Origin of the sequence: Vreelandella arcis (assembly GCF_900103865.1) — a bacterium.
GTDB classification, from domain to species: domain Bacteria; phylum Pseudomonadota; class Gammaproteobacteria; order Pseudomonadales; family Halomonadaceae; genus Vreelandella; species Vreelandella arcis.
This window is the reverse complement of record NZ_FNII01000011.1, coordinates 28,153-39,075: the sequence shown is the minus strand read 5'-3', so window position 1 is coordinate 39,075 and position 10,923 is coordinate 28,153. Positions and strand designations below refer to the sequence as shown.

9 protein-coding genes are annotated in these 10,923 nt (G+C 58.4%); 3 read left to right on the top strand and 6 right to left on the bottom strand.

Annotated elements, in window-relative coordinates:
* Nucleotides 1-4: 4 nt before the first annotated feature.
* The 3 genes from BLR97_RS13690 to BLR97_RS13680 form a co-directional block, all read right to left on the bottom strand.
* Nucleotides 5-1,081 carry an efflux RND transporter periplasmic adaptor subunit gene (locus tag BLR97_RS13690; protein WP_244511311.1) on the bottom strand — a complete coding sequence of 359 codons (1,077 nt, stop codon included), beginning with the start codon at nt 1,079-1,081 and terminating at the stop codon, nt 5-7.
* A gap of 74 nt (nt 1,082-1,155) precedes the next feature.
* Complete coding sequence (gene ydiJ / locus BLR97_RS13685) at nt 1,156-4,254, bottom strand: D-2-hydroxyglutarate dehydrogenase YdiJ (protein ID WP_089707090.1); 3,099 nt, start codon at nt 4,252-4,254, stop codon at nt 1,156-1,158.
* Between the two features lie 89 nt (nt 4,255-4,343).
* The gene (locus BLR97_RS13680) at nt 4,344-4,934 is read right to left on the bottom strand and encodes a DUF4202 domain-containing protein (RefSeq protein WP_089707089.1); all 591 of its coding nucleotides are present in this window, start codon (nt 4,932-4,934) and stop codon (nt 4,344-4,346) included.
* Between the two features lie 164 nt (nt 4,935-5,098).
* Between BLR97_RS13680 and serS the strand changes: the two genes are divergently transcribed.
* Nucleotides 5,099-6,376, top strand: coding sequence for a serine--tRNA ligase (gene serS / locus BLR97_RS13675; protein WP_089707088.1), 1,278 nt, complete (start codon nt 5,099-5,101; stop codon nt 6,374-6,376).
* On the opposite strand, the gene BLR97_RS13670 is transcribed toward serS, so the two are convergent.
* Complete coding sequence (locus BLR97_RS13670; RefSeq protein ID WP_089707087.1) at nt 6,321-7,154, bottom strand: SIMPL domain-containing protein; 834 nt, start codon at nt 7,152-7,154, stop codon at nt 6,321-6,323. The two genes, serS and BLR97_RS13670, sit on opposite strands and share 56 nt — an antisense overlap.
* Before the next feature lie 206 nt (nt 7,155-7,360).
* Between BLR97_RS13670 and BLR97_RS13665 the strand changes: the two genes are divergently transcribed.
* The gene (locus BLR97_RS13665) at nt 7,361-8,464 is read left to right on the top strand and encodes an AI-2E family transporter (RefSeq protein WP_089707086.1); all 1,104 of its coding nucleotides are present in this window, start codon (nt 7,361-7,363) and stop codon (nt 8,462-8,464) included.
* A gap of 91 nt (nt 8,465-8,555) precedes the next feature.
* Here the strand turns inward: BLR97_RS13665 and trxA are convergent, their stop codons facing one another.
* Nucleotides 8,556-8,879, bottom strand: coding sequence for a thioredoxin (gene trxA / locus BLR97_RS13660; protein WP_089707085.1), 324 nt, complete (start codon nt 8,877-8,879; stop codon nt 8,556-8,558).
* 322 nt (nt 8,880-9,201) lie between these two features.
* Between trxA and cysB the strand changes: the two genes are divergently transcribed.
* Nucleotides 9,202-10,176, top strand: coding sequence for an HTH-type transcriptional regulator CysB (cysB, locus tag BLR97_RS13655; RefSeq protein WP_089707084.1), 975 nt, complete (start codon nt 9,202-9,204; stop codon nt 10,174-10,176).
* A 27-nt stretch (nt 10,177-10,203) separates the two neighbouring features.
* Here cysB and BLR97_RS13650 read toward each other — a convergent pair whose 3' ends face one another.
* On the bottom strand, nt 10,204-10,824 hold the full coding sequence (locus BLR97_RS13650) for a phosphoadenosine phosphosulfate reductase domain-containing protein (protein WP_089707083.1): 621 nt from the start codon (nt 10,822-10,824) through the stop codon (nt 10,204-10,206).
* Nucleotides 10,825-10,923 lie beyond the last annotated feature (99 nt).

The window sequence follows — 10,923 nt, the reverse complement described above, 5'->3', positions numbered from 1 at the left end:
CCTTTTAGTCGTCAATGAGAGACACTGACTGCCCCTCTTCCAGGCGTTCGTTGCCTACCACAATGACGCGATCACCCACTTCGATACCGTCAAGGATAGCGACATTGCCGTCGTGGCCGCTGCCAATCTCCACGCGTTGTTCATAGGCCCGCCATGCGTCGTCTTCTTGGCGAGCCAACCAAACGCTCACGCTGCCATCCGGGCGGCGGATCAACGCACCCCGGGGGACGCTGGGGCCAATGTCGCCCTCAAGCCGCAATCGCCCCTCAACGGCCATGCCCGGCAGCATGGTGAGGGTATCGGTGGGTTCGGCACGCAATAGGAATTGGCGGCTGCTGGCGTCTTGTGGAACCCGCGTTTGGGTACGGGCGGTATACCACTGCGGGTCGCCTTCCAGCCGGATGTCTAGCGTTGCATTATCCATTTGTGCGTAGGCCGAAAAGGGCACCGAGAAATCCAACCTTAGCGAGGTGACATCCACCAGTGTCATCAGCGTGTCACCGGGCGTGACCCATTCGCCGGGTTGGCTTTCTCGCCGGGTGATGAACGCATCAAAGGGGGCGGTCACTTCGTGGCGGGATAAGCGTAATTCCCATAGCGCTAGTTCGGCTTGTTGGGCGTCTAGCGTTGCTTCGGCGGCTGCCAGGGTCGTTTGCCGCTGGCGCTGTTCGCTGGCGGCGATATTCTGCTGAGCCGAGAGCTGGTTGGCTTCGTTAAGTCGCCGCTGGGCATCGTCGCGCTCGGCGCGGGCCTGGGCAATATTGGCTTGGGCGCGTTGGCGCTCGATCTCGGCTTCTCGGATGTCCAGGGTTAATAAGCGCTCACCTTGGCGTACCTGATCGCCTAGATCGACATGCAGCGCTGCGACCTGACCCGCTTCAGCGGTTGATAGCAGGGAAGTGCGCGGGGCGCTAACGCTGCCGGTTAAGCGAAGCGTCTCGATGCGCGGTGTTTCCTCAACCTGCTGGGTTTCCACCCGCGTTGCCTGGGCAGCTGCCGGCCCTGGCAGGCTCAGTAACAAGACAGCCCCCACAGTGACGAGCAAAGTGGAGGCACGTGAGAGAGGTGAGAATTGTAACAAGGGCGCTCCCCAGCGTTATTAATGCGCCCAGCATGCCAGAATCAAACGGTCGGTTGGCGTTGGTGAGATCAACGCTAACTGCGTTTGAGAGCGGTCAGTAGCGCTTGCAGCGGGTGAGGCAACACCTCGCCTGAGTAGCGCTTAACCTGGCTACGGCAGGAGTAGCCGGTGGCCAGCAGCTTGCCCGCGTTTTCGTTGGCTTCCACCTGGGGTTGCCAGGACTGCGCGTAGATGGTTCTCGACGTTGCCACATTGCGGGTTTCATGCCCGTAAGTGCCGGACATACCGCAGCAGCCGGTGCTGACCAGTTCAAGCTCAAGCCCAAACGCCGCAAACACCTGCTGCCACGCCTTGGGGCTGCCCGGCGCATTGGTGCTTTCGGTGCAGTGGGAGAGCAGCTTATAGCCCGGGTCGCTAAGTTCGAGCGGGCGCACAGCGAGGGTGTTGAGCCGGGTCGCTAGCCATTCTTGAAGCATCAGCACCTCGGGCACTGCTTTACCGCCCAGTGCTTTCACATATTCCTGGCGGTAGGTAAGCGTCATGGCGGGGTCGATGCCCACTAGAGGGATGTCAAAGTGCGCTAGCGTCCGCAGGCGTTGGGCCTGCTTTTGCGCGGTGCGCTCGAAGGCGCCTAAAAAGCCCTGCACGTGCAGCGGCTTGCCGTTGGCTGAGAAAGGCATCACGAACACTCGCAGGTTCAGCCGCGATAACAATTCGACGATGTCCATCACCAGCTTGGCTTCAAAGTGGCTGGTAAAGGCGTCCTGCACGATAATCACGCTGTTGGCGCGCTGCTGCTCGGTGAGCAGCGCAAGCGAGGTGGGCGTCGCCTCGGCAACGCCCCAGGCGCGCAGCTTCTTTTTCAGATTAGCGCGGGAAAGCGCAGGGGAGTCGCTAATGCCGACGACTTTGCGCATCAGTTGCTCGACCCAGGGCTGGCCCATAATGGCATTGTAAGCCGGGGTGATCTTGGCAAAGGCGGGCAGCATGAACTCGGTGCCGCCGACCACGTAGTCGCGTAGCGGGCGTAGGTAGCGGCCGTGGTAAACCTCCAAGAACTGCGAACGGAACTGCGGCACGTTGACCTTTACCGGGCACTGCCCGGCGCAGGATTTGCACGCCAGACAGCCCGCCATGGCATCGTAAACCTCATGGGAATAGTCGTGGTGTTGCTTGCGGCTCAGGGTATTGGCCAAGCGCAGCGGGAAGGACTTAATAAAGCCCCAGCCGCCTTCGGCTTTCTTCTTGCGTGACTCTTCCACCACGTCGATGCCCGCTTTGGACTGCAAGCGCAGCCACTCACGGATCAGGCTGGCGCGGCCCTTGGGCGAGTGGCGGCGGTCCCGCGTGGCCTTCCAGGAAGGGCACATGGGGTCGTCGACGTCGTAGTTGTAGCAGGCGCCGTTGCCGTTGCAGTACACCGCGGCGTCGTAGGCCTGCCAGGCGCGCTCGTCGATGGTGCGGTCGAATTGGCCGCGCATCGGCACACCGTCGATGGTGAGCAGCTCCGGATCGTGTTCCCGGGCAATCAACTCGCCCTTGTCCGAAGGCGAGGCAATTTTGCCGGGGTTGAGCTGGTTATAGGGGTCAAAGGCGGCCTTGACCCGCTGCAGGCTGGGGTAGAGCTTGCCGAAAAATTGGGGGCCGTACTCAGAGCGTACGCCCTTACCGTGTTCGCCCCATAGCAGCCCGCCGTAGCGCTGGGTCAGCGCCGCTACCTCGTCGGAAATCTCCCGGATCAGTGCTTCCTGCGCGGGGTCTTTCATATCCAGCGCTGGGCGCACGTGCAATACCCCGGCATCCACATGGCCGAACATGCCGTAGGAAAGCCCGCGGGCATCCAGCGCTGCGCGGAACTCGGCAATATAGTCCGCCAGGTGCTCGGGCGGCACGGCGGTGTCCTCGACGAACGGCAACGGGCGCTTTTCGCCCTGTACGTTGCCCAGCAGGCCCACCGATCGCTTGCGCATCCCGTAAACTTTTTGAATCTGTGGGCGGCCTTCTGCCAGCGTATAGCCCAGCCGCTCAACCGTGGCATCCTGACTTAGATGATCGGTAAACGCCCGCACGCGCTCGGCAAGGGCATCCGGGTCGTCGTCGTTGAACTCGATCAGGTTAATGCCGCGAATGGGGGTGTCGCCAGCCGGGAAAAACTCGGCCACGCTATCCCAGACGAAATCCTCCATTGCCAGCTGCAACACCGTGTCGTCGATGGTTTCGATGGACGTGGGGCGGGCGCTCGACGCCATCAGCGCCTTGGCATCCCGCAGTGCCTCCATAAAACCGGCGTAGCGAACGTTCACTAACGTTGAGTGCTTGGGGATCGGCAGTACATTGAGCACGGCCTCGTTGAGAAACCCGAGCGAGCCTTCCGCGCCGCATAGCAGGCTGTTGAGGTTGAGCTGGCCGCTATCGTCCCGCAGGTGGGCCAGGTCGTAGCCGGTCAGGCAGCGGTTGAGCGGCGGAAAGGTGGCGTCGATCAGTTCGCGCTGCTGGTCGATGATATCGGCGGCGGTGGTGTGCACGCGGCCGACAATGCCGTCCTGCTGGCAGGCCTGGTGCTCTTCATCGGCGCTGAGCGGATGGCTATGTAAGTGCTTACCGCCCAGCAGAATGGTGTCGAGCGCCAGGACGTGGTCTCGGGTTTTACCGTATTCACAGCTGCCCTGGCCGCTGGCGTCGGTGGCAATCATGCCGCCGATCGTGGCGCGGTTGGAGGTGGACAGTTCCGGGGCAAAAAATAGCCCGTGAGGTTTCAGCGCGGCGTTTAGCTGGTCTTTGACCACGCCCGCCTGGACGCGTACCCGACGATGCTCAACGTCGATCTCGACAATCTGGTTCATGTGACGGGAGACATCCACCACGATGCCGTCGGTCAACGACTGACCGTTGGTGCCGGTGCCGCCCCCGCGGGGGGTGAGCACGATATCGCGGTGGGGGACTTCGCCGGCCAGCTTGGCTAGCCGTTCCAGGTCTTCGGCGTGCTTGGGGAATACCGCGGCCTGGGGCAGGCGCTGGTAAATCGAGTTATCCGTCGCCAGCACCGTGCGGTTCGCATAGTCCGGCGCGATTTCGCCTTCGAAGCCGCGGGTTTTGAGGGCTTCAAGAAAGCGCACATAGTGAGTGCCCAGGCGTTCAAATGGCGCGGTGCGCGAATCCAGAGATGCAATCATAATTGATCAAGCCGTCACTGCCGAAAGCGGAAAAAAATAAGACCGCTACTTTACCGCAGCGACGCCGCCGGTGCATCAGGGCGGCGGCGTTATGCCTCGCTCAAGGCTTCTTTAACCAAGGCCGCGGAAGAAGCCGACATGGGCAGCGCTAACGCCAACTCGTGGGCACGCGGCGACATTTTACGCCAGGTCATCTGCACGATACGCACCATGTGGTCGTGTTCTACCTTGCGCGAGAAATCGGCAAAGTAGTTTTCCAGAAACACCAGGCAGGCACAGTCTTCCAACGCCTGTACCTCGGGATCGCGGCCCAGGCCTTTCTTGCCGATCATCGCCGCGACACGTTTGGCATCCTCGGCGCTGTAACCGGCTTCCTGCATTAATTGGGCAGTGGTTTCGCCTGCCCGCTTGCCCTGGTCGCGCCGCCAGGTCAAATAGCCCACCCGGCCTTTTTCATATTCTTCGCGGGGTACCTGCCAGCGCTGCAAATGTTGGGCGCGCACTGCCAGTTGCAACAGTTCGCTGGGCGCATTAAAAACAGGTTCCAGCCACTTGCTCATGCGCTGGGCATAAGCCAGTTCTTGCGGCATCGAGGTGCCGTCCTCAAGCGTGGTCGAGCGCGGGTCTTGTGCGTGCAGCGCATCGATGGCGGCAAGGGTTTGTTCAAAAGCGGGAGTCATTTAAAGCTCGCTTGGCTAATCAGGGTCGATACGCTTATGTTAGCAGCGCTGCGCATGGCAGGATAACCCCATAGCCCCCTGCCGCGCTTTTGCCTACAATAGACGCCTTTGTCATCGGCGTTGTACGCCGTGTTTTACTGATTTCAGGCCAAGGGATACCTCTGATGCTCGATCCAAAACTGCTGCGCGGCGACCTTGATGCGTTGGCGCAACAACTCGCCCAGCGGGGCTTCGTGTTGGATAAAGAAGGGCTGCAGGCGTTGGAGTCGCGCCGCCGCGAGCTGCAAACGCAAACCGAACAGCTGCAGAACGAGCGTAATCAGCGCTCCAAAGCCATCGGTAAGGCGAAGGCCAGTGGTGAGGATATTCAGCCGCTGCTGGATGAGGTCAGTGATCTTGGCGACCGCCTGGATGCGGCAAAGCAGCAGTTGGCCGAGGTGCAGGCCGAATGGGACGACGCGGTTAGCGGGATTCCCAATCTTGCCCACGAGAGCGTGCCGGTAGGCGAAAAAGAAGCCGATAACGTCGAGCTGCACCGCTGGGGTACGCCCCGTGAATTTGATTTCGAGGTGCTGGATCATGTTGATCTGGGCAAGAAATCGGGCTATCTCGATTTTGACCTGGCCTCGAAGCTCACTGGCGCGCGCTTTGCGGTGATGCGCGGCCCGGTGGCGCGCCTGCACCGTGCGCTGACGCAGTTTATGCTGGATACCCAAACCGAGCAGCACGGCTACGAAGAGTGCTACGTGCCGTACATGGTCAACCGCAGCTCGCTGATTGGTACCGGTCAGTTGCCCAAGTTTGGCGAGGATTTATTCCGACTGGACGACGAGCGTGAGTACCACCTGATTCCCACCGCAGAAGTACCGCTAACCAACTTCGTGCGCGACGAAATTGTCGACCAGTCTGCATTGCCGATGAAGCTTACCGCGCATACGCCTTGCTTCCGCTCTGAGGCGGGCTCCCACGGACGCGATACCCGCGGCATGATCCGCCAGCATCAGTTCGATAAGGTCGAGATGGTGCAAATCGTCGAGCCGGAGAAAAGCTATGCGGCGCTGGAAGAGATGCGTGGCCATGCCGAGGCGATTTTGCAGGCGCTCGCGCTGCCGTATCGCGTGGTCACGCTATGCACCGGCGATATGGGCTTTGGCGCGGCCAAAACTTATGACTTAGAGGTATGGTTGCCGAGTCAGGATACTTACCGCGAGATTTCGTCGATTTCCAACTGCGAGGATTTCCAGGCGCGGCGCATGCAGGCCCGCTACCGCCATCCGGACATGAAAAAGCCCCAGCTGTTGCATACCCTGAACGGCTCGGGCCTGGCAGTGGGGCGTTGCCTGCTGGCGGTATTGGAAAATCACCAGCAGGCGGACGGCTCGGTGGTTATTCCTGAGCCGCTGCGTCGCTATCTGGGTGGTCTGGAGCGTCTGGCCCTTTAAGCGTCCAGGTCACGTTCACGCCCGCTTCGATGCGCAGGGTGCCGGGGCGGTATTCGTTGGCGGTACCACTGCCGGCATCGGCGCTGGCGCTGCTCTCGGCGCGCATCGACATCATGCGCGGCTGGAAGATGGGCGACTGGGTTTCTTCTATGTGCTGAACGTGGCCGATATCGGCGCCCAGGGTGTCGGCCATCAGCTGTGCCTTGTGCTGGGCTTTTTCAAGCGCCTTGACCAGCGCTTCATCGGTGGCCGCATCGCGGTTCTGCACGTCGAACTGAACGCCATCCAGGGCATTCACGCCGGCGCCCATCAGCGCGTCAAGCACCTCGCCGAGCTGGTCCAGGTCGGTGAGCTCGACGGTCACGGGGCGTTCAAGCCGGGTGCGTTGCAGGATTTCGCCATCACCGCTGTCGCTGCGCGCCCCCTGGACCTGCTCGGGATAGATGTTCAACGAGCCTGCGCTGATTGCCTCGCGCTCAAGGCCGCTGTCTTCCATGGTGTTAATCAATTCGCTGACCCGGCGCTCTAAACGCTCGCGCGCGGCGGTTAATTCGTCACCGTCTGTGTCTTCCAGTGTGGAATGGGCAGGCGTCTTTTCCCATAAACGGGCATTCAGTGTGGCTTTGTCGGGGGCCACCTCAACCGTCGACTGGGCCTGAACGTGCAAGCTTGGCGGCGCTGGGGCTGCTTGTGCAGCGGGTAGGCTGATTAAAGTGAGCAGCGCGCCGGCGGCGATGCTACGGTGCAGGCGTGTTACGGATAGAAAGTTTGGTTTCATCAATATGTCTCCCTTTGATGAGCGTCCGCCGAGGCATATGGCGGAGTAGGTGCAGTAAGACTAGACTCTGCTTGGAATCCAGCCAACTTGTGAAAGTTCAGCCGTATGGTAGTTGTGTGAGACAAATGCTAAAAGTTTGCACGCTTGGTGCGAAATTACCGTTGCCGCTTTAATAGGAAGGCAACATCGCTTAGGGATGGAGGGGTATGTCGAATTTATCGGATGAAGATTATCGCAGCGTTCCATTACATGCCACGCTGGCACTGGCCGCTTTGGTGGTCATCATCGGTGGCATGAAAATGGGGGCGGATCTGCTGGTTCCGCTTTTGCTGGCTATCTTCATTGCCGTGGTGTGTACGTCGCCGGTGCAGTGGCTGAACCGTTGTGGGTTGAGTTTGCGGGTGTCGGCCTTGCTCACGCTGTTTTTTATGTTGGCGTTTTTGTTGCTGATTGGCCTTCTGGTGGTGAACAGCTTCAGTACCTTTGTTCAGGCCTTACCTAATATTGAAGCACGCCTCTATGAACATTATTGGGACATATTGAACGCCTTGGCTTCACGTGGGTTGGCGATTGATCCAGACCAACTAAGTTCTATGTTGGAAATGGATGGTGAAGGGTCTTGGGTGCCAGCGTTATTGGGCGAGCTTGGCAACCTGTTCATGCAGAGCGCCATCGTCGCGTTGCTGGTTATTTTCATGTTATTCGAGACGCTGAACTTTCGCGATAAAGTGTCGGTGGCTCTGGAAAACCCTGCGCCGAGCTTAAAGCGTTTTAGTGAGTTCAGCCTGACGTTGAAACGCTATCTCGCCGTTAAGACGATGATTAGTTTGGCCACCGGTATTCTCGTGTGGCTGTCGTGCTTGATGGTGGGCGTTGAGTTTCCTTTGCTTTGGGGGGTGCTCGCGTTTGCGCTTAACTTTATTCCCAATATTGGTTCCGCCATTGCGGCGATTCCACCGGTATTGCTACTGCTGGTGGCCCAGGATGGTGGGGTATGGCAGGCATTACTGCTGGCGTCAGCGTACTTGGCGATCAATTTTGTGCTGGGGAACTTGATTGAGCCACGGATTATGGGGCGGGCGTTAGGGCTTTCGACCTTTGTGGCGTTTCTGTCATTGGTGGTATGGGGGTGGGTGTTTGGCGCTGCGGGGATGCTGCTCTCGGTGGTACTGACCATGACACTTAAGATTGCGTTGGACAGCCATCCGCAAACCCGCTGGATTGCCTATCTACTCGGCCCTGGGCGGCGGCGAGGCGAGTCTAAGAGTCGAAAAGAAGGGCGACGCCCACCGTGGCTAAGACGCCAATAAGGTAAGCGAGGCTCTATCGAGCTAAGCGTGGGTTAGCGTTTTCAGAAATGCGCACCATAACCGCCGATCAAGGTCGGCGGTTATGCGTTCGTTAGGCGTTTTGGTCAATAAACTGCGTTAGCTGCGATTTAGACTGCGCGCCAACCAGCGATGCCACCTTGGTGCCCGCTTTGAAAAGCATAACAGTGGGAACGCCGCGCACGCCTTGTTCAGCGGCAATTTCAGGGGCGTCGTCAACGTTAACACTCACGACTTTCAGATTGTCACCGCGCTCGCCAGCGACTTCATCGACCACCGGGGCCATGACTTTGCAGGGGCCGCACCAGGGCGCCCAGAATTTCAGCAGGACTGGCTGTTCGGCGTTGAGGACTTCCTGCTCAAAATTGGCGTTGGTGACATCAACATTAGTAGCCATTTGTTTCTCCCGTTTGCGTTGCTCTTACTGTTTCGTTGCCTCAAATGGAGCAACGGTCATTACGCGATTGCGTAGCATATTTCATCGCGCCAAGTCGGCAAATGTTAGCGGGCGAAGCGGGACCTGGCAAATACGATCTGCATCAAATCGATAAAATAGTAAAAAGTAATAGGTGCTGATAAGCCGGTTTTTTTATACTATAAAGGCATTATAGTGCTATTTTTTATTCTAATAATGCCGCGCGGCTATATGAGCAAGGTGCCAAAGGCAGCGCAGTGGCTTTTGACCGCCATCATCCGCGCATTGATCGTTAGGTGACATCATGAAACTGCAGCAGCTTCGCTACATTTGGGAAGTTAATCGGCACAATTTAAACGTTTCGGCCACCGCGCAGAGTCTATTTACCTCACAGCCTGGTATCTCCAAGCAAATCCGCTTGTTGGAAGACGAGCTAGGCGTTGAGATATTTGCCCGCAGCGGCAAACACCTCACTCGGGTGACGCCGGCCGGTCAGTCGATTATTAACCTGGCGGGCCAGGTGCTACGCACAACCGAAAACATCAAGCACGTCGCGCAGGAACACAGCGACGAGCGGCGTGGGAGCCTGGCGATTGCCACCACCCACACCCAGGCGCGCTATGCGCTGCCGCCCGTTATCAGCGCCTTTACCCAAAAATACCCCGATGTGGCGCTGCACATGCAGCAGGGCACCCCCAAGCAAATCGCTCAAATGGTCAGCGAAGGCCAGGCAGATTTTGCCATTGCCACCGAGTCGCTAGAGCTGTTTACCGACCTTATTTTGCTGCCCTGTTATCGCTGGAACCGTTGTGTCTTGGTACCCAAAGATCATCCGCTGGCGAACCTTGACGGCCCTTTAACCTTAGAAGCGCTGGCTGAGCACCCGTTGGTGACCTATGTGTTTGGTTTCACTGGGCGTTCTCAGCTAGACGATGCGTTTAAAGCCAAAGGGCTAACGCCCAATGTGGTGCTGACCGCAGCGGATGCCGACGTCATTAAAACCTACGTGCGTCTTGGCATGGGCGTGGGCATTGTGGCGCACATGGCCGTTGATCCTGCTTTGGATGAAGACTTGGTCGCCTTAGATGCACGCCATTTATTCGCAAGCTCAACGACCAAAATTGGCATCCGTCGTGGAACCTTCATGCGTGGGTATATGTACGACTTTTTAACCCGCTTTGCGCCTCACCTGACCCGAGACCGGGTAGAAGAGGCGCTGACCGCAGGCCCACGCCACGAGCAGATGTTGTTTGATGAAATAGATCTGCCCGAGTATTAGGTGATGCCTAGGCGTATTGATGTGAGATTAGTGCTGTAAATGCAGCCCGCATTCGCGCTTTTCCTCGACCTTGGTAGGGTCGAAGTAATCGAAGTTGTTGGGCAGGCCATGGGCTTCCAAGTATTGGTACATGTCTTTGGCGCTCCAGTGTAGCAGTGGCGCCACCTTGAGCAGGCCATCGTCGTTGCGGCTAACGGGCTGCATTTTGGCTCGCTCGGGGGTGTCTTCCGCGCGCAGGGCGGTAAACCAAACGTCCGGCTGCATTTCACGCAGGGCGCGTTCGAAGGGTTCGATTTTGACTTCTTGGGTAAACGCCGCATGGCGCGGATCATCGATGCCGGGCATCGGGCCTTCCAGCGCTTCACGATGGGCGCGAGTCCGTTTGGGCAAGAAACTCACGATATTGAGATTAAGCTGTTTGATTACCTCATCGGCAAACTGGTAGGTCGCCTCGGTATTGTAGCCGCTGTCCATCCATACAATGGGAATATCAGGGTCTACTTGGGTCACCATGTGCAGAATCACCGCTTCAAACGGGCGGAAGTTGGTCGTGCAAATCGGCCGTTGGCCTTGCTTAAAGGCCCACTCGATCAACCCCTGAGGGTTGTTGGCGAAATCGCTGTTAATGGTGTCTAGTGCTGAGGACATGCTGCCTCCTTATCATCGGAAAGATTATGCCACTAGGCTACCAAAGGGCAGGCGGTTCGCCCCAATACCGTTTGGTTTGGCTTTTATATTTCTTTTTGA

Excerpts from the sequence above, each read along its gene's own strand:
- ydiJ (WP_089707090.1), bottom strand. The coding sequence starts at position 4,254 with ATGATTGCATCTCTGGATTCGCGCACCGCGCCATTTGAACGCCTGGGC.
- BLR97_RS13680 (WP_089707089.1), bottom strand. The coding sequence starts at position 4,934 with ATGACTCCCGCTTTTGAACAAACCCTTGCCGCCATCGATGCGCTGCAC.
- serS (WP_089707088.1), top strand. The coding sequence starts at position 5,099 with ATGCTCGATCCAAAACTGCTGCGCGGCGACCTTGATGCGTTGGCGCAA.
- BLR97_RS13670 (WP_089707087.1), bottom strand. The coding sequence starts at position 7,154 with ATGAAACCAAACTTTCTATCCGTAACACGCCTGCACCGTAGCATCGCC.
- BLR97_RS13665 (WP_089707086.1), top strand. The coding sequence starts at position 7,361 with ATGTCGAATTTATCGGATGAAGATTATCGCAGCGTTCCATTACATGCC.
- trxA (WP_089707085.1), bottom strand. The coding sequence starts at position 8,879 with ATGGCTACTAATGTTGATGTCACCAACGCCAATTTTGAGCAGGAAGTC.
- cysB (WP_089707084.1), top strand. The coding sequence starts at position 9,202 with ATGAAACTGCAGCAGCTTCGCTACATTTGGGAAGTTAATCGGCACAAT.
- BLR97_RS13650 (WP_089707083.1), bottom strand. The coding sequence starts at position 10,824 with ATGTCCTCAGCACTAGACACCATTAACAGCGATTTCGCCAACAACCCT.